The following is a 19555-nucleotide window of genomic DNA, read 5'->3' as shown; positions in this document are numbered from 1 at the left end:
CGAAATTAAGCTATGTGTGGGTGCGTAGGTAGGAGTGCCTGGTGTGATGTGTGCAGAAGCAATGATGCTAGTGTTCTCTAATCAACAAGTAATCAGCGTCAGCATAGTAATACTGCAAAGCTACAGGAACATTTGCGAGAGAATTTCCGGCGTTTGTGCCTACATGATTTCGAGTATGGCAACAGCGGAGGCGACTGCCGTATTGTTCTGCACTGATCCGTCATGAGTTAGCGAGATATGCCAGCAAATTGCGTTACGAATATCTCTATGCGAATCTGGAAGATCCGTAAGCTGCGGCTCTTCCGCAATCTTCGACGTTTCCATAAGCTCCGCAAGTTCCGTAAGATTCGTAGTATTAGTCAAATCCGAAAGTTTTGGCGAAACTTTTTGTGAAACTAATCGTGAAACTGATTCGTAAAGCTTATTCTGCACTTCTTGCGCAAGCTCCACGCGCGGGCAGCCATGCGAATCGTCAAGAATCTCAATTTCAGGCCACGGCATGTTATCGAGAGTATAGGGGTAGTCGGTATTGCAGTCAGCCAACGCCTCGCACCACGCCTTAATAACGGCTTCCTTTCCTGCCCAACGCGCCGCAATATGCAGAGCTTCGTCGTCGTGCTTAGATTCCGCGAGCAAGCTGCACTGCCGAAGTTCGCGCACGGAAAATAGCTTGCGCCATCCGTCACCATCGCGCATCTGCTCAGCAAATTGCGCAACATTCACCACATCGTGACCTAATCCTGCAATCATGCGCTCTCCTTACTAATCTGCGCTCACAAACTGATATGTACCCTTTTTTCTGAGTACATATCCCTTTTTACTTAATCATATCGCCGCACAAACGCAAACTTGCTCTATGTCATAAGTTTCTGTATACTTGAACAAGTTGCTATTTTGCGGACGTAGCTCAATGGTAGAGTCTCAGTCTTCCAAACTGATTACGCGGGTTCGATTCCCGTCGTCCGCTCCACTTTTTAATTGCGCGTATTATTTCGCTATTTTCTACTATTTCTCCTCATCCATCATGCGTTTGCAATATACTTGCATATCAAAGGGTATAAAGAATTTATAGTTGATTAGGAATACGGAATTGCAAAAATTTTTAGAAAAATTTTTAGAAAAAAATGACGCAATACGAAAAATATTACCGTTTGTAACAATATTTGTAATAACTGGTCTTATTGCAATCGCATTTTTCAGCAACCTGTACCTTGCGTACAACTCACGTAATTACGCGCAAAAACCTCTTGTTTTAAGCAAAGCAATCATACCGGATTTAAGCAGTTACAACGAGCAAACCGGCGAAAAAAATAACAGAGAACAAGCGCGAATTATCGGCAATTCCATTTCTATCCCAAATTCGGGAGCAGACGTAATATTAAGCGGAATTAACGAAAATACTAAAGCTTTAAAAATCGAGTTGCAGCAAGAAAAACCGTCAATTTTCGTCACTGGCACTCTAGAAATTGAAGACTTCGGCATAGCTCCAAACGCGTACACTCTAGCGGATTCTTTCCAAATGTCTACCGGAAAGCACAATACTAGAGTTCTTCGTTTTGAAAGTCACGGAACTGCGTACAAAGCTAAGCTGCATTTTAATCAAACAGGAGCTCCTTTTACGCTCAAAGCTGTTACGGTGAATCCGCCTTTTGCGCTGCATGTAAATTTTGGAATGTGGGCAATACTTTTCGTTGCAAGCTCGCTTATATTCTTGGTATACAAGAAAAAGTGGTATTTGCTTAATTACGACCGCCACAATCTTGCGCAAAATATAGTTTTTTGGGCAGTGTGCGCAATGCTTATGGGATTCTCGCTCTACCTGTGCTTTGTTGTGTACCGCGGTCACGGCATACGAGTGCCGTTCCCATCTGACTTATACGATCGCGTCAACGGAAATCCGTACACCGAGCAGCTTAAAGCTTGGAAATCAAACTCTTTGGCTCTTCTTCAGCAGCCGCCTAAAGAATTAGTAGAATCTGCAAACCCGTTTAGCTGGGGCGAGCGCATGGATTTGGGCTCTAAAGGAGCATCCATACCTTGGGATGTTGTGTTCCACAACAATCATTACTACTGCTACTTTGGCATAGTGCCGTTCCTTCTCACTTACTTGCCTTTTAATCTGCTCTTCCCACATGCAGTTCCTTCCGCAATATTAGTTGTTACAATATTTGCGTTTGCGATTATTCCGTCTATGTTTGCGCTTCTTAGAGAAGTCGTTGAATTCTTTGCAATACGTGCTAATTACTGCCTGTTTCTGCTTACTGCAGCAGCCTTCCCATTTGGGTGCTTAATTTTCTACTTGCAATCTTCAGCGTCTCTTTACTATATGCCGCTTCTTAGCGCAATACTGTTTGGGATCTTATTCGTATACGCTTCTCTTAAAGCTGTGCGACTTTACGCAACTCATCCGCGCGCGGGGTATGCGCTTTTTGCGCTCGCTGGCATAAGTCTTGCTTTACAGTGTGGATCTAGGCCAAACGCTTGCATTCCTGTTGTTGCTTTTATAGCGCCGCTGTTTATTGCGCTACTATTTGACGCAAAGCGAAGTATTTTAAATCGCGTTGCGGCTGCTTCAAGCTTCCTTGTTCCTGCGATTATAGGCGTAGCTGGAATATTAACTTATAACTACTTGCGCTTTAAGTCTTTCTTTAATTTTGGAAATGAAGAGCAGCTTACTAATTTCGATTTGCGATTTAATAGTAAATCTTTTGATCCTACTAAGATTCGCGATATTTTCCTTAATTATTTCTTAAAACCTTTTAATATTTCGGAAAATTTCCCATATATTTCTATACCCTGGGCAAATAATCAGGGTTATGGAAACTCTTTCTACACGCATATGATTTTCGGTCTTATGATGATTCCGCTTTTCTGGTGGCTGTTCACGATGCGACGCAAGTTTATGCAAAAAATTGAGTATATTATGACGGTTGTTGGATTAGTAGCATCCTTCTTGCTGCTGTATCTTAACTACTGTTTAGGCGGCAATTTGTACCGCTACTATTGCGATTCGATTATTATATTCATTTTGATTGCAATAATGAGCATGCTTCACAGAGTTAAGCCTTATAGCAAAGATACTGATATTACTTTTGAAAAAGATTGCGCAATTGCTGAGCAATCGTCTTTGCATTTGTATATTCCGGCTGTGCTTTGTTCCGCGGCAACTATTGTAATAGTTGGTTTATTAGTATTCAGTAATCATACTGAGCCGGCTGCAGATATACAAAACGTAAACCCTGATTTATTCCTTAAGTGGAGTGATTTATTTACGATTGGTCGCTGATTTTAGTATTGCGCGACGACCTGCCGGAGCGCTTAAAGCGTAGCGCGCGAAGGCAACTCGGAGCGTGAGCTTGCTCAAGTTGAAAGCACAGTGTGCTTTCAACGCAAGCTCAGCAGCGAGTACACGCAAAGTGTACGAGCGCTATAAGCGCAAACACAAATTTTCTAGCCTCGTCAAAACCAAAAAACTAAATCAGTTACAAAACTCATAGACGATACTAAAGAATATCGAAAATAAAACTCGCGCCACAGTAAACAAAATGCAAAACAAACTATATAAAAATGGCCGGCATGCTGTTTAGCACACCGGCCACTTTAGATATTAGTAGAGATTAGTAGGCTTAATTACTTAGCTTGCAATGTAGCCTTCTGGCAAGACTGACGCCAAATACCATTGCTGTCATAATGCTCATCTTCAACAGGAGCACCGAGCTTTTCGAAGCCGCCGCGAGCGTAGTAATCTTTACGAAGATTGAACATAAGAACAAACTTCTTATCCTTACCATGCGTCCAAACGTCACCATTCTGGCAACGCTGACGCCACCAGCCGCCGCCCATGTTTTCCTCTTCGGCAACAGGAGCGCCAAGCCAAGCAGCACCACGATGTCCTTGGTAAGAGTCGAGTAACTCAAACTGAATCACGTACTTAATGTCTCTGCCATGCGTCCAGACGTCACCGTGCTTGCAGTGCTGACGCCACCAGCCGCCACCCATGTTTTCCTCGTCGGAAATAGGCGAGCCAAGTCGCGAATAGCTTCCGTGCTTATAGTAGGAGTCGCGCAATTCGTACTGGATTACGTACTTCTTATCTCGGCCTTGCGTAAACACATCGCCGTGCTGGCAGTGCTGACGCCACCAGCCTGCGCCCAAGTTTTCCTCGTCGGAAATAGGAGCGCCTAGACGAGTGAATCCGCCGTGCTTGTAGTAGGAGTCGCGCAATTCGTACTGAATCACGTACTTCTTATCTCGACCCTGCGTAATAACGTCGCCGTTCTTGCAGCGTTGACGCCACCAGCCGCCGCCCAAGTTTCTTCGTCTGCAACAGGAGCGCCAAGGCGAGCGTATCCGCCGTGACTGTAGTAGGAGTCGCGCAATTCGTACTGAAGAATAAAGCTTTTATCTCCGTTGGTCCAAAGATCTCGGCGATTTGCCTTCTTGCTTACTTTCCAGCCGTCTCCAACATCTTGCGAAGAATTCGCGCTGGTATTAGTAATCGTGTTACCAAACTCAGAAACACCGTTAATTTCGCCGCCATCAGCCATGCCGAATGCGTTCAAATCAACGCGACCTTCAATTCCGTCAACGCTTCCGTTGGAAGTGTACTGCCATCCTCGCAAAGCTGTAGAAATAGGGAAGCCTACGCGAGAACCGTAGCTGGCAACCCAGCTTGTGCGCTCGTGAATATACTGAGAATTTAATGGTCCCTTTAAATAATTTGCATAAGAGTAAACGCCGAGCTTATGGTAGCCTGCAGAAACCAGCTGATTCCACCACGAAGCCACAATATCCTGGTAAACGTAAGGTGAGGTTGGTGGTTGGTGGCCGCTCCAGCTCCACCTTTCCAAGTCGTAGTAAACCGGGTAAGTCAAATCTTCAGGACTTACTCCAGCGCCCTTCAAAAGATTGACAATATCCGCGCCTTCAGCTGCACCATCTTCCGGCTTTTCTGCGTAAGAATACATGTAAATGCCAAATGGAATACCAAGACGCTTGCACTCGCTAATATTGCGCAAAGCCTGCTTGTCGTATCCGTTATCCCAACCGTAGCTAATTCTAATAATCGCACCATCTACGCCAGAATCTTTTACAGCATCCCAATCAATTAAATGCTGATGCTCAGAAACGTCAATAACACCCTTGGCGTTTTTAACGAATGCGTCACCGGTTCCGTCAATAAACGCAGGTGAACCATCGGAATCTTCCCAATGAGCGCCATATTCATTTTCAGAAAGCGATGTTTGACGCACAACGCCAGAAGCATGAGGTTGCAATATAGGATTTACAACGTTATTTTTCAAAGCGCCAGTAGGCAATGAGGTCTGCTTAGGTGCTACAACGTTCATAGTAAATGCGGTAGCAATCGAAGCTAATCCAGCTAATACACGCACGATAATCTGTCCCACGAGTCCTCCAGACATGTTTTTTACGTGTTTATCTGCTACTACCATAGCAACAGCACCATAAAATTGGCGCAAAATCAACAGAAATATCGTTTTTTATTTCTATATGTGACTTTAGATTCTTGTACTAGACTATACTGTCTACTTGTAAATACAGTTTCTGGAGATTGTTAGATTATGAATACTTCGTTAAACAGCACGCGTGAAAGTGTGCCAATTTTGTACATTGTTGTACCTTGCTTTAACGAGGAAGAAGGTCTTTCTAAAACGGCTGCGGTTCTTCAAAATAAGATGACTAATCTTATGAATCAGAAACTTATTCATTCGTACAGTCGCGTAATTTTTGTTGACGATGGTTCAAAAGATTCCACATGGAATTTAATCGCCTCGTTTAATCGCAAAAATCCTTCACTTTTTGGCGGAGTAAAGCTTGCACATAATCGCGGCCACCAAAATGCGCTGTATGCGGGTCTTATGTATGCGCGCGAGCAAGGTTGTGACGCCGCAATTTCTATGGATTCAGATTTGCAAGATGACGTAAACGCTGTTGACGAAATGCTTAAAAAGTTTACGCAAGATGGTTGCGAAATTGTGTACGGCGTTCGCTCTTCGCGCAAAAAAGACACTTGGTTTAAGCGCAATACGGCATTGGCTTTTTATAAGATTTTCGCCTCAATGGGTGCAGAAGTTGTGCCAAATCATGCGGATTACCGTTTAATGAGTTCGATTGCGTTGGAAGCTCTTTCTGAGTACAGTGAAGTCAACTTATTCTTGCGCGGAATTGTGCCAATGCTCGGTTTTAAAACCGGAAAAGTTTATTACGAGCGTGGAGTAAGAACGGCTGGCGTTTCTAAATATCCTTTGAAAAAGATGATTTCCTTTGCTTTAGAGGGAATTACGTCGTTTTCTGTTAAGCCGCTGAAATTAGTTACGTATATGGGATTGCTTTCTATTGTTATTGGCTTTGCAATGTTTATTTACGTAATTGCGTCGCTGTTTACTAATCACACTGCTGTTGGTTGGTCTTCGCTTATGTGCTCAATATGGTTTATTGGCGGATTCCTTATGATTTCCATGGGTATTCTTGGAAGTTATATTGGCAAGATTTATTTGGAATCAAAGCATCGTCCGCGCTACTATATTGAGCAATCTTTGTAAATAAATATAAATATAATTTTGTAAATACGATCTTTATAAATAATCTTTGTAAAGGCACTTTGTAAAAGTAATCTTTTAAAGGGGTTTGAAAGTATGGTTAAGTGTTTGCAGCATATAAGCGTAACGCTTGGGCGCTTTTTTAGCGCTGCCGCACTGTGGTGTGCTGCAGTATTTTTCAGCGCATTATCTTTGCTTAATCTAGTTATTTCAGCTCATCTTTTACCAGGCGACTACACTCTTGAATTTTTATGGTTCCAAGCTCCATTCGTAATTGTTATAAGTGCAGCAGTATTCTTTATTATTGCGCTTTTACGAAAACGTGAGCTTATTAATAAGCTTCGTGTACGCTACGTTGCGGCCGCTGTTTTTGCTTATGTTTTTGTGGCAGGTTTAATTTGGGTACATGTTACTCACGCATGGCCGGAGTGGGATCCAGTCTACCTGTTTAGTGCAGCGCAATATTATGCAGATCCTAATAGAACTCCTGTAGTTTGTGGAGTTGACACTTCGGAATTATCTTGGATTGTGTGCCCGGGCGGCTACTTGACTCGCTTCCCATTCCAATTCCCGCTTCTTTGCCTTATGCGATTTTTGGTAATCGTTTTTGGATCTAACGCATACACTGCGTTTGAAGTTTTGAATGTACTATGTGCTGCTATTACTGGCGTTCTTATTGCGTACTACGTGAATTTATTATTCCGCAATAAAAATGTGACGATTCTTTCTTTGCTTTTTTACGCAGCATTTTTGCCTATGATTTTTTACGCGACTTTTGCTTACGGCAATACTCTTTGCTTGCCGTTTGTGTTTGGAGCGCTTATTTTCCACGCAAAAAATATTCGTGGCGGCAGTTGGCGTGATGCAATGCAATCGTTGATTTGCATATTCTTTGCAATATTGCTTAAGTCGACTATGGTTTATTGCTTACTTGGCATGATTGTTGTGTGGATTGTGTCTGCTTTGCGTTCTAAAAAGTGGGAGCATGCTGTTTGTGTGCTGCTTGCAATCGCGTTCTTTGCTTTAAGTAATGTTACGGTTGCAGATGCAGCTAATTCTTTTGGTCACAGTGCAAAAGATGGTTTGCCTTCTACAGTTTGGCTTGCAATGGCAACGGATCCTGCCAGAAAAGGCGGTCCAAATAATCCTGGCTGGTATAACGGATACCCAACTAGCTTTGACGTTGCAACCTATAATAAAGAGACTATAAAGAAGGAATCTACTGAATTTTTACGCAAAAATATTAATTTCTTCTTAAAAAATCCTAAGCAAATAGCGACTTTCTTTACTAAAAAGTTTGCGGGAGAGTGGCTTGAACCAACTTACGAATCTTTGCTTGCAAGCAGTTGGAAGTGGAACGGTCCGTACAGGCAGGTTTTAATTGATCGCAAAATGAATCCTGCTTTGCGCTCGCTTTATTCTGGAAAGTTAAATATGGTTGTTTTTACTTTCCTAGATGCTCTTCAATTTATGCTTGTTGCGTTTACAGCAGTATTTTTGTGCGTATTGTTGCGTAAAAGAAAGTCGCCTTCTTCTTTGTCTAAGATTTCTTGCGAATTTTCTTACGAATACTTGACTCCGCTTTTGACTCCGCTTGTTATAGTGCTAGGAATGGCAGTTTTGTACATTGTTTGGGAAGCGCAGTCGCAGTATATTCTTCCTGCGTATTTGCTTATGATTCCGTTTGCAGCTCGCGGCTTTGATATGTTACTGACGTGCTACGAAAACCGTGCTGCACATAATAGTAATGCAGCAAATCCAAGCCAAAACTGACGGCATTGTGCATGAGATTATTGCTGTTACTATCATGCTCCAAGCTGCGTAAGTAACGTTTGCAGCCATTGCGCGCGATGCTCCAACTTTCGCAATACCGCGGTAATAGCAAAGGTACGAGCTCACTCCAAGAAGGCCGACAATAATCGCCATTCCTGCTATTTTGAAAGCTTGAAGCGAGCTTGTGTTTAGTAAAATATAGGATTCTAATCCTGTAGAAGTGACTGCAGAAGTGCCTGTAGAAGCGCCTGTAGAAGAGACAAATATACTAGAAACAATGGCAATAATCGCAATAATAACGTAAGCAAATGCGGATGTAGTTTGGCGAATATGAAGTATTATTTCGTCGTCTATGCTTTTTTGGCGCGTAGCCCAAGCGCACACAACCGCTTCGCTTCCCCAACCAACTACGCTTAAAATTGCTCCGGCTAAACCAAGTATTGTGTTTGAATTTACGTAAGATTGAGCATCTTGAGCGCAAGAAAAGTATCCTAAAGCAGAAACCGCAATAAGAGCTAACGCAAAAGCTGCATATTTTGACGCACTTAATCGCTCGCGAAGTATTAGCGCAGAAAGTACGGTTCCAACTGCAGGGTAGAAGGCGGAAATTGCAGCAGCGTATCCAGCTCCTATATTGCTTGCTGCTAAAACGTATCCGCTCATGCCGAGTGGTCCGCCAAGTAAAGATCCTACGATAATAAGTGCCAGAATCCGTGGTTTATTTAGTATTTCAAGCGTTTTATGCCATTTTTTTCGAGTACTTATGTAAACCCACATAAAAATTGCACATACAGCGTCGTGGAGTAGAGCTCCAAGAATACCAACGAATATTACTGAATTAGTGCTGCTGTTATAGCTAAGAAATGTGGTTAAAACTGCAAGTAGGGCAGTGTCAATTCCCCAAAGGAATCCGCTTAAAAACGCGTATTTCATAAGTACCTAATTTCGTGTTTTAATTTTCGTACATTTTAAGAGCTTCATTAATATAGCGTTTTGCGTACCGGTAGTAGGTATACATGCAAGTTCCTATGTTTTCACCTTCCGCTTCTTTAACAAGCGACCACAAATGCCAACACCATCCTGCAAATCCCACAAAAGCCAGCAAATGACGCTTTTCTTGAGTTGACGGAGCGTGTGCTAAATAAATAGGCATAGCTTCGTTTATTTCAGTATCGCTAAATTCGTCCGAAACGCATAACGTGCCAAAATCTTGCGCATAATCAGACATTCCGGCATATTCCCAATCAATAAGATGGTATCGATTTTGTTTGTCGATTAAAATATTTGCTCCCAAAACATCGTTATGGCAAGGACAGTAGTTTTGTGGATCCTTAGATACTACTAATTCGTGAAGCTTTTTTGCGCTCAATCCCAGATCAATAATTTTTTGCGGAATCGTAACTTTTCTATTATTTAATTCGCTTATGTAACGTTGAGATTCTAAGTAAAAATCGAAAGTTCTAAGCATCTTTCTGTTGCTTTCGTGTAATAAGCGCACTAAAGCCAATCCCTCTTTAAGCTCTTTCAAATTGTGCATATTAGCTGTTTTGCAATCGGGCAAAAAGTGCGAAATCTTCCAGCCAACAGTTTCGTCTGCTGCAATAAAAGTGCCGTCTAAACCAATCTGCTTAGCAAGATTTAAAGCTTCAACTTCCGCCTTTCGATTAATAAGCACGTCTGTGCCAACGCCAGGATGTCTATAAACGTACTCGCTTTTTCCAACTGAAAAATGGCAAGATAAATTAGTGAGACCATTTTTTAGTGGATACACGTTATAAATATCGGATTTCTTGCAATTAAGCGTTTTAGTAATATGATCAAAAATTGCGCTATCAATATTTTCTAGGAAAAGCGGATCAAATTCGCGCAACTCGTCAATAGAATCAAATTCGTGAATAATTGGCGGATCGTATTTGCGCATTTGCATATCTAGCTCGTCAATATGTTCAATAAAAATATCTTCCCAAAGTTTTCCTGCAGTTTGCGGCAAATCGTATTCTTTGCGAAGAATTTGCACAAATCGCTTAGAAAATTCGGTGTCGAAATACACGTGACCAATCATGTACCAAGCGTTACTTCCGCCAATCGTAACTTTTGTAATGCGATTATGTGCTCCGCAAGTCATGCACCATTCTTTAGTGTAACCCTGCTGGAATTGTGCGGAATAATAAGCTTTCCAAACGTATTTTTCAAAGGGATTTTCGTCAAAATAGTTGTCGGATGAGCAAATATAAGTGTTAGATAACTGGTTCGCTACAGCCATAAGCGAACTGTTATTATTGCGAGTGTTGTATTCGCTATTTGGCACGATTTTTACGTTAAAAGCGTCTTCTAAGTAGAAAAACTGCTCCTGTTTGTAGCCAACAACAACAGTTATATCGTTAATCCCAGCTTCGTGAAGTTGCTTGATTTGGCGCTCAATAAGAACTTCGCCTTTTACTGTAAGCAAGCCTTTTGGAGTTTCGTACGAAACTGGTGAGAATCTTGACGAAAATCCTGCGGCCATAATAATAGCGTTTTTAACTTTGTGCGGCTCAAGTTCAGCAAGACCTTTAGGTGTAATTTGCAACGTTTCTTCCGCTTTAATAAGATGCTTATTTTCTGCGCTTTTGATTGAAGAATTGACGGTTCCGAGCGAAATGCCTGCGCGCGTGGCAATATCTCGCTGACTTATTTGCTGGGAGTTGTTGGTGTTATTTAGTAGGGCAGTAAGTAGCCTAAATTCGTTGTGATTAATAGCCATGCGCATCTCACTTGTGATTGGTGTTTTGTTCATTATATAACAAGCGTTCAAAAATAGCTATTAAATCTTTATTTTGAACAGCGTGCATCTAAATACGACCAAAACTACTCAGAAGTGAGTAGTTTATGCCGCCTTTACGCAAAAAATCCAGCCAAAACTACTCAGCGTTGTAAAGAATAGGTCGCTCGCAAACAACAAAGCGTATATAATGAATAACCATATGACTTATCGAGAGTAAATGTGGAGAAACATACAGAAGGTGTGAATTATGGCGTCCGTATTTCGTAGATTATTCCGTGGGCTTATTGACCGTTGTCCTTCCTCTAAGCGTTCAATAAGAGATCTTCGCGCACAAGTTGGCGATTTGCAGACTCGCTTAACTCGCATGCAGGAAATTCTCGACGGTCAGCTGGTACATATACTAGAAAATCAGCGTATGCTGCACGTTGATATGCTTACGAATCGTGAGCATTCGTCACTTTTAGGTTGGTCTAATTACAGGCGTGATAATGAAAGCGATTTGGACGCGCGTAAGCGTTTTTACTATTCGCTTCCTAAAGCAACAGGTTCCGTGCGACTTATTCAACGCGGTTGCGCTAGTCTTTTAAATGAGTTTGCCGAAATTGCGCGCGAACATAATTTGCAATATTGGGCTGATTTTGGAACTTTGCTTGGTGTTGTTCGCCATCGCGGATTTATTCCGTGGGATGATGATGTTGATCTTGGAATGATTAGAGAAGATATTGATACCTTACTCAATCTTCTTAAAAATGATGAGAAATTGTCGAAACGCTACCGTGCAGTTCTTGTTTTTGATCCTTACGTATGCTGCAGGCAGTTGCGTTTGCGCTACAAAAATCCTGAAAATCCTAGCTTTATAGATATTTTCTTCTACGATTATTTGCCTGAGTACAATGAGCAGATTAGGCGCAGATTTATTGATATTCGTAAAACTTTGCAGGATGATTTGCGCTCGCAGCCATTCTATGATGAGTGGCTTAAAGGCGGGTATCGTGAAGACGGTGCTAAGTTTACTAGCGAAATCGAAAGTATTTTTACAAAGTATCGCGAAATTGCGCAAAAAGAAAACATTATTTCTAAATCTTCAACTAATGAAACTTATGGTGTTATTTACGGTATTGATAATGTTGATGCAGAATCCATATACATGGTTAGCTGCAAAAACATGTTCCCGCTAAAGCAAGATCAATTTGAAGATTCTTCGGTATGCGTGCCAAATGATGCGCAAAAAGTTCTGTACGGTTATTACGGAAATATTTATCAGCTTCCAGCAGACATGTTCTCACACTTCCAGCATGTTAGCCGCGATTGCCTTGAGAATCAGTGCATTATAAATGCGATTGAGGAAGATATAGCAACAAATCCTTACGCAGCTAAGTAAACTCTTACATGCGTAAGTAGGTACGCAAGTAGGTGTGTACGCAAGTACGCGCGCACTTGCACTTATCTTTAGTAAATTATTTGCTATTTCGCCTCATAAGACGGAACTTTTTCTGCAATTTTGCAATAAACACAGGAAGAGTTATCTTTTTTGCTGCCGTCACGATTTTCTCGCCAATAACGTAGCGTGCAGAAGTGCGAATACTGCTAATTTCCTGCTTATACGTATTGCTTTTGCGCTCAAATTTAAGCATGCGCTCTTTAAGCCACAAAGTGCGTGAAGCGGTATTTAGTTGCAACTTTTGGAATTCGTTATACGAAAGCTCGTCGTAGAAGTAGCTTGGCAAATTCTTAGAAATTTGATCATAATCCATAATTTGCAGCACTGTCTGAAGCTTATTGTGAATAATATCTGCCAAAGATTCAGACGTTACTCGCGTATGGCAGTCGTGAACAAAACTGTTCACAAGCGAATTTACGTATCCGCGATTGTACTGATCAAGCAAGCCTTCGCTTTTAAGCCATTCTCCGGTTTCAATCACAGAATCAACTTCAAGAGGTGCTTCATCTTGAGTAGCGTGATGCTCAATAGAAAGCCAGAAGTTTTCTGGAATATTAGTGCGGTGAAGGTTTTCGAATCCTTCGTCAGCTCCAACGCTGAATCTTCCATAAGCATCTTCGTAAGTTTTAGACAAATCGCAATACAGTATTTTCTGTGCTTTTAATGCTGCGCGAGTTGTAAAAGTCATTAAAGTTGAAGGCAAATCGTGTTCTCCAGCTTCAGCTTTAGAAGCTTTCAAAAAGTCGGTTCGCCAAATCTTTTGCCAGCCGTAACTGTAGCAGCTGTCTAACAAAAGTTCCGAAATATCGCTAGCTTTATAAAGACCGTAACTTACGTCTTTATTAGCATCTTCCGAATTTGTTGGCATAATAAACTGCTGCTGCAAAATATTAGATTCTTTAGTTTTTGCGCTATTTTTTAACGCACAATCAATCAAATAATCGCTGTGTTTGCTTTTATTGTTGAAGAAAGCGAGGTCGACGCTGGCTGTTTTACTAGCGTCTTTAGCCGCGGTTTCATTATCTTTTGCACAAATTTCGTTATAATACTGCACCTGATTTAGTGCTTCGCATATCACTTTTTCGTTAATTATGTAGCTTGAAGGCATAAACATTGTGTATGTGCCGCGCACGCTCGAAATTGCTTTAGCAAGCATATCTTTAATACTTGCTGTATCTTCATGCGACTGAATTGTAAAACGCTTATCTTTGCTAGTAAACTTTTGGGCAATTGCAAGCGTACTGTCGTTTGAATGAGAGTCAACAATAATAAATTCGCAAGGAATACCGCTTATTGAGCTGCAAGCTTTAAGCGAATCAACAATCCAAGAATGAGCATTATGCGTAAATATTACGAGCGAAAGCTTAGGATTCGCCTCTGCTTTTTGTGGCTTAACTTCGTAGGACGAGCCGAGGAAATCCATGTAATAATCCATAAATTCTGGCTTAAGGCGTGATGCCATAAGGAAAACTTCTTTTGAATCCATGGAACTAAAAACTTCATAAATAAGCTTGCGGATTTCTGGATTCTTATCGTCAAAACCAAACTCTGTAATCAAGGAGTTTACGTAATCAAATTCGCGCGAATAAAAAGCGTGCAAAATTTCGCGAGAAACATTCTGCTTACTAAGAAACTCGCGCATATCTCGCAAACGGTCGAAAGGAAGATGGAAATCTTTCAATAGGCTAGATGCGCCCGGATTAGTTTGACGATAATAGTAGTACTTTCCAGGATTCCAGCAGATTTTATTCGCCAAAACCATTGTTTGCGCAAAGAAAGGATTATCCGTCCAGCCGGCTCCAGGAATCGGCTTAAAACGTATGATTTCGTGATTGCGGTTATTGCCGTTAAGAAAATCTTTTCGGTAAAGCGCGGACCAAATAGAAGGATGATGATAAAAAGGCTCAGCAAATTCGCCAAGATTAAAAATAGTGCGATGCTCAGGCATGAAATAGCACAAGTTTGGAGTTTCTACAGCCGACTTATAGCCATCTTTGCCGTCGTAAAAAAGCCAGTATCCACCTTTGATAATATCGAGGGTTTCGCCGGTTTCGCCGTTTTCGCCAGAATTTTTTCCAGCAATCTCAACATTACTTAGCAAACGCTCATACATATGCGGATCAATAAAATCATCCGGCTCAATAATGCTAATCCACTCGCCTTTAGCGCGTTCCAAACCGCGATTGCAAGTAGCTCCGTAGCCCTCGTTTTCTTTTTCAATTACCACAAAGCGACTGTCTTCTTTGGCAAAAGACTTCATAATATCGATGGAACCATCTTTGCTTCCATCCGAAAACATCAAACATTCCCAATCTTTAAAAGTTTGATTTTTAATAGACTCTAAACATTCTGGTAAAAAGGCTTCAACGTTATAAATTGGAACAATAATCGATACTTTCGGCATACGTACGATGTTAGCATAAGTGGTTTATTAGTGTTGATTTAGCGTATTCAAATGTGGCGCGCAATCGTCTTAACTAAAGCCTATTTTCAGCTATAAGCTCGTTTCGTCAATAAGCTCGTTTTGGCTAAAGTATCATTTCAATTACAACATAACTGATATTATTAAGAGCGTGAAAAATCTCATGGCTCGTTGTCGTAAAAAGTACGCGTATGCAAATATCGTGCTTCGCGGTTTAGTAAAAACCGATTTTAAGCTGCGCTACCAAGGCTCTTTCTTGGGTGTAGCGTGGTCGGCGTTGAAGCCGTTGATGATGTTTTGCGTTATGTACCTTATTTTTGGCAAGTTTTTGCGAATGACAGACGGCACGCCAACATACCCTGTGGTTCTTTTGATGGGAATTAGCGCGTGGCAGTTTGTGCAAGAATCCACTTCGATTGGATTGCGCTCGCTTGTTGATCGCGGCGATTTGCTGCGCAAAATCCATTTCCCAAACTACATTGTGGTGGTTTCGGCAACGGTTGGATCTTTAATAAGCTTCTTAATCAACTTAGTAGTCGTGCTTATTTTTGCGATTATTGGCGGAGTGCATTTTACGTGGAGAGTGATTCTGCTTCCAATAAGTTTGATTCAGCTTTATGCAATTGCAATCGGAATGGCACTAATAATGTCTACTATGTATGTGTTCTTCCGCGATATTTTGCATATTTGGGAAGTAGCTCAGCAGCTGCTGTTTTACGGAATGCCAATTATTTATCCGCTTAGTTACGTGATTAATAAGGGCGGCATTTTTGCGGTTCTTGCAAAACTTGAGCTGCTTAATCCTATAGCGCAATGTATTCAAGATATGCGACACAATATGTTGGCTCCAGAAACGCAGCCAACTGTGTGGAGTGAATTTGGATTCTCGTGGATGTCTTGCGTGCCGCTTTTGCTTACCGTGCTAATAGTGTGGCTTGGAGTGTATATATTCCGAAAAAATAGTCGCACTTTCGTAGAAATTATGTAGCATACTAAATTTACGAAAAATTTTACGATATTTATGAAAGTTACGATGGGGAAGTGGAGTTTATGAGTAAGTTGCAGGAAGAAGCGGCGGAAGCGAAAGAAGCGGCGCAAGATGCTGTGCGCGAAGACGATATTGTTTTATCGGTCAATCACGTAGGAAAATATTTTAAGCTACCAACCGAGCAAGCAACAGGCTTAAAGCAAGCGTTTATAAATCTTACTAAAGGTATTAAAGGCTACAAAATCCAAAACGTTCTTAAAGACATAAGCTTTAACGTGCATCGCGGCGAATTCTTTGGCATAGTCGGACGAAACGGCGGCGGCAAATCAACCCTCTTAAAAATTATTTCGCAAATCTACTATCCAAATACTGGAAGCGTAAAAGTAAAAGGCAAGCTCGTGCCGTTTATTGAGCTTGGAGTGGGCTTTAACCCGGAGCTTACCGGCCGCGAAAACGTGTATCTTAACGGAGCGCTGCTCGGCTTTACTCGCGCAGAAATTGACGCAATGTACGACGATATTGTGGAATTTGCCGAGCTTGAAGACTTTATGGATCAAAAATTAAAGAATTACTCTTCTGGAATGCAAGTTCGCTTGGCGTTTTCTGTGGCAATTAAAGCGCAGGGAGATATTTTAGTTCTTGACGAAGTTTTGGCCGTTGGCGACGAAGCTTTCCAGCGCAAGTGCGATGCGTTCTTTACAGATATTCGCAAAGATCCAACTAAAACCGTTATTCTTGTTACGCACGATATGAATGCTGTAAAGCGATATTGCACGCGCGCAATGATGATTAGCGATGGGGAAGTTGCGGCGATTGGAAACACTGAGTCCGTGGCAGATCAGTACACTTTGGCAAATATTGAGGCAGAGCGCGAAAAGCAGAATAAGCTTGGCGAGAAGCTAGGTAAGGGGCAGTATGCGCAGGGCTTGAATGCAAAGTGCCCACTGCTTAGAACCTATGCTTTAGAAGACAAGATTTACAAGAGCAGCGATACTTTCCGTTTTGCTGTGGAATATCAGTACGATGAGCCAGGTGATTTTTACTTGGCGATTGCTTTGCACGACATTCGTCGCGGCGGAATTACTTACGATACCGGCTCTAAAGTGCTGAAAATGCAGAAGCGCGGGCATCAAATAGTGAATTTTGAAATGCCGTTAAATTTGTTTAATAATGGCGAGTTTACGCTTTTTACTTCCTTGCGTACGCCTAGCCCAACTGAGGATGATTACACGGATTTGCTTGCTGTGGCAGTGGATGCTAACGCTTGTACGTTTGTGATTAGAGATAGTCGAAATCGCGACTATGCTTTGCTAAGCGATCGCGCGATGACGATTAAGCAGGTTTCGTGAAACATTTGCCGTGTATTTTTCCGGCGTTTGTGGTCGTTTTGGCTGCATTTGACCACATTTGCCGGAAAATTACCGGCAAATGTTTCTGATGTCACTGTTACTTATTAGCGGCTCGGAAGATCTGCTCCCAACTTTCAACGCTCGCCATATCGTAGCTGCGATACTCTCTCGAAAGCTTCTTCCACTTACGCAACATTTTTAACGCCAAAAATACGTCCGCGCGCAACATTTTACGGAATAACTTGCTATCTCGCTGGAAAAGATTCAGCGTAGTGCCATCTGGAGCCGTAACAATTGCAGTATTAACTCCCACAAACGAAGGCCAAGAAACGTCTTGCGCTGGAATCGCAACTTCCGGACGAGGATTCTTCGCATGCTTTTCGTGCGCAAACAAAGCCTTAATCGTAGCGCGCTTCTGCGCTTTACGCAAAGCCTTAGCGTCGTGCGCAGTAAACGGACTTACGTGCTCGCGCAAAACCTCACTAATAAGCGCTTCGTCACTTACAGGCTGCGTATCACTAAAGGCTTGGCGCGCTTTACGAACCTCGCCAAGCTTTTGCGGCATCGAATCAACAATATATTGAGGCCCTAGCAAAATATCCTGCAATCCCATATGATGCAATTGCATAGCAGAATACGCAAGTTTTAAGCCGGAAGCTAAGTCGCTTCTAAGCATTTCAATCGCAAAACGCAAGCTTGGCTGAGTGCAATGAAGCAATCCACAAATCCAACGATTGCGCTGGAAGAAGTACTCTTCCCAAGTGCGAGAAGGATCTTTATCGTGCCAAGCCTGATGCCAAACCGCCACTCCCGGCAGGCAAATCGTGTGATACCCGTGCTCAAGCGCTCTAATCGAATATTCAGTGTCGTCAAATTTAATAAACACAGGCAATGAAAGCCCAATTTCCTTCATAATCGCAGTAGGAATAAGACTCATCCACCAACCGTTGTAATCCGTGTCAATTCGCTGGTGACGCTCTGGGCAATCCTGCAAAGTAATCGCAGCAAAATCATGATTGTAATCAAGATTCTGCGAAGGCTTCATCCACACATTGTTGCGTGTAAAACGCTCGCCTTGAGTGTAAAGCACCGTGCGATTGTCCAAGTGAAGCATTCCGCCGCCAATAATAGCTGGCTTAATTGTGTAGTCAGCAAACTGAAGCGCGCGAAGAATGCACTCGGTTTCGCTGATTGCATCGTCGTCAAGAAGCATAGTGTAGCTGCTTTTGCCGGCTTTAAGCGTTTCAAACATGCCGCGCGAGAATCCGCCGGAACCGCCTAAATTAGCCTGCTGAATGTAGGTAAGCTGACTGCCAAGATTTTCGCTTGTTTCGTCAAATCCAGGCTGATTTTTAACTAAATCCGTGCCCTGATCTGTGCAATAAATTGTGTCAAGTCGCGAGCGAAGTGCTTTGTTTTCTGCTATTGCCTTCAGCTGATTGTGGCAGTATGAAGGGCGATTAAACGTAGTAATAGCAATAGAAAAAGTGCTATTTGATTGCGACTTTTTGCCTGATTGCACTTTATTTGCGCACGGCACGCTCCACTCAGCATTGCTAACAGTAAAGCGGCTAGAATCGCCTGCTTTCGCATCAAACCAAAAATATCCGCCGTCTGCAAGACCTGTCATAGGAATTTCGTAGCTAATAATTTGAGCAGATTGCGCTGTCTTCTGCTTAGCTGAATCAAACTCAAACTTTTGCACCGGATACGTAAGTCCGCGACCGGTCGAGCGCATAAGCTGCAACTCGCCTTCGCCTTCAACAAGAGCAGTAAATTTAACAGTTTTTACGCGCGTCCAATGCTGCCAATAGCTTGCAGGAAAAGCGTTAAAGAAAGTGCAAAGAGACACGTGTTTTCCGGCATCAACGCAAAGTGAGTTGCGCGAAAGAACAGTGCAAACGCCTTGAGTTTCAACGTTTGTCAGGTGGCTGCTAGTGTCTGCAAGAAGCTTTTTAAAATCAGTGAGATTTAGATTATTTATATCGATTGCGCGCGTGTTCATGCGAGGATCGAGCACAGTGCGCTGCAAGTAGGAGCGATGCCACGGAATTACGTAAAGCGGCATAGTAATTTCCGCGTCTTTTACCGGGTAAACAACGCGATTTACAACTTCCCAGCCCTCGTTGCTGCTATTTGCGCTGCTAACATTTTGCATTTCTTGCGTTTCTTTAGTTTCTGCACTCGTTGCCTTAGTCATATTAGACATTATATATACGTATATATACGCTTAAGCCTATTCTTAAAGTGTATTGTGC

The 19555-nt window shown here is 42.2% G+C and carries 12 protein-coding genes, 1 tRNA gene and 1 pseudogene; 7 read left to right on the top strand and 7 right to left on the bottom strand.

Annotated features, from left to right (window positions below; all coding sequences use genetic code 11):
- Window positions 1–159: 159 nt before the first annotated feature.
- Window positions 160–750: a holo-ACP synthase gene (locus NG78_RS05525; RefSeq protein WP_004133728.1), complete on the bottom strand. Its 591-nt coding sequence runs from the start codon at window positions 748–750 to the stop codon at window positions 160–162.
- Window positions 751–896: 146 nt separating this feature from the next.
- On the opposite strand from NG78_RS05525, the gene NG78_RS05530 reads away from it, so the two are divergent.
- Both NG78_RS05530 and NG78_RS05535 read left to right on the top strand, forming a co-directional pair.
- Window positions 897–970: transfer RNA gene (locus NG78_RS05530), tRNA-Gly, on the top strand.
- 120 nt (window positions 971–1090) lie between these two features.
- On the top strand, window positions 1091–3286 hold the full coding sequence (locus tag NG78_RS05535; RefSeq protein WP_004133726.1) for a hypothetical protein: 2196 nt from the start codon (window positions 1091–1093) through the stop codon (window positions 3284–3286).
- 344 nt (window positions 3287–3630) lie between these two features.
- On the opposite strand, the gene NG78_RS06190 is transcribed toward NG78_RS05535, so the two are convergent.
- Window positions 3631–4311, bottom strand: a complete 681-nt coding sequence (locus NG78_RS06190; RefSeq protein WP_230454139.1) for an LGFP repeat-containing protein — start codon at window positions 4309–4311, stop codon at window positions 3631–3633.
- A 236-nt stretch (window positions 4312–4547) separates the two neighbouring features.
- Window positions 4548–5453: pseudogene (locus NG78_RS06185) on the bottom strand (glycoside hydrolase family 25 protein); the annotation flags it as partial.
- A 129-nt stretch (window positions 5454–5582) separates the two neighbouring features.
- On the opposite strand from NG78_RS06185, the gene NG78_RS05545 reads away from it, so the two are divergent.
- On the top strand, window positions 5583–6563 hold the full coding sequence (locus NG78_RS05545; protein ID WP_004133721.1) for a glycosyltransferase family 2 protein: 981 nt from the start codon (window positions 5583–5585) through the stop codon (window positions 6561–6563).
- A gap of 93 nt (window positions 6564–6656) precedes the next feature.
- Entirely contained in the window at window positions 6657–8333 is a 1677-nt protein-coding gene (locus NG78_RS05550) for a glycosyltransferase family 39 protein (protein WP_004133719.1), read from the top strand.
- Here NG78_RS05550 and NG78_RS0105785 read toward each other — a convergent pair.
- Complete coding sequence (locus tag NG78_RS0105785; protein ID WP_032837629.1) at window positions 8268–9266, bottom strand: EamA family transporter; 999 nt, start codon at window positions 9264–9266, stop codon at window positions 8268–8270. The genes NG78_RS05550 and NG78_RS0105785 overlap by 66 nt on opposite strands.
- A gap of 19 nt (window positions 9267–9285) precedes the next feature.
- Window positions 9286–11076, bottom strand: coding sequence for an NTP transferase domain-containing protein (locus tag NG78_RS05555; protein ID WP_004133716.1), 1791 nt, complete (start codon window positions 11074–11076; stop codon window positions 9286–9288).
- Window positions 11077–11344: 268 nt separating this feature from the next.
- Between NG78_RS05555 and NG78_RS05560 the strand changes: the two genes are divergently transcribed.
- Window positions 11345–12478, top strand: coding sequence for a LicD family protein (locus NG78_RS05560; RefSeq protein WP_004133714.1), 1134 nt, complete (start codon window positions 11345–11347; stop codon window positions 12476–12478).
- A gap of 76 nt (window positions 12479–12554) precedes the next feature.
- On the opposite strand, the gene NG78_RS05565 is transcribed toward NG78_RS05560, so the two are convergent.
- A complete protein-coding gene (locus NG78_RS05565) occupies window positions 12555–14942 on the bottom strand; it encodes a glycosyltransferase family 2 protein (RefSeq protein ID WP_032837627.1) in 2388 nt (795 codons plus the stop codon).
- Between the two features lie 181 nt (window positions 14943–15123).
- On the opposite strand from NG78_RS05565, the gene NG78_RS05570 reads away from it, so the two are divergent.
- Together NG78_RS05570 and NG78_RS05575 are read left to right on the top strand one after the other, a co-directional pair.
- On the top strand, window positions 15124–15948 hold the full coding sequence (locus NG78_RS05570) for an ABC transporter permease (RefSeq protein ID WP_004133710.1): 825 nt from the start codon (window positions 15124–15126) through the stop codon (window positions 15946–15948).
- A gap of 62 nt (window positions 15949–16010) precedes the next feature.
- A complete protein-coding gene (locus NG78_RS05575; RefSeq protein ID WP_004133708.1) occupies window positions 16011–17297 on the top strand; it encodes an ABC transporter ATP-binding protein in 1287 nt (428 codons plus the stop codon).
- A 97-nt stretch (window positions 17298–17394) separates the two neighbouring features.
- Here NG78_RS05575 and NG78_RS05580 read toward each other — a convergent pair whose 3' ends face one another.
- The gene (locus NG78_RS05580) at window positions 17395–19497 is read right to left on the bottom strand and encodes a glycosyltransferase (RefSeq protein ID WP_050543410.1); all 2103 of its coding nucleotides are present in this window, start codon (window positions 19495–19497) and stop codon (window positions 17395–17397) included.
- Between the last annotated feature and the right edge of the window lie 58 nt (window positions 19498–19555).

It is taken from the genome of Gardnerella greenwoodii 00703Dmash, from assembly GCF_000263635.1.
In the GTDB taxonomy this organism is placed as follows: Bacteria; Actinomycetota; Actinomycetes; order Actinomycetales; family Bifidobacteriaceae; genus Bifidobacterium; species Bifidobacterium greenwoodii.
The sequence above is the reverse complement of the archived record's forward strand: the minus strand, read 5'-3'. Positions and strand labels throughout refer to the sequence as shown.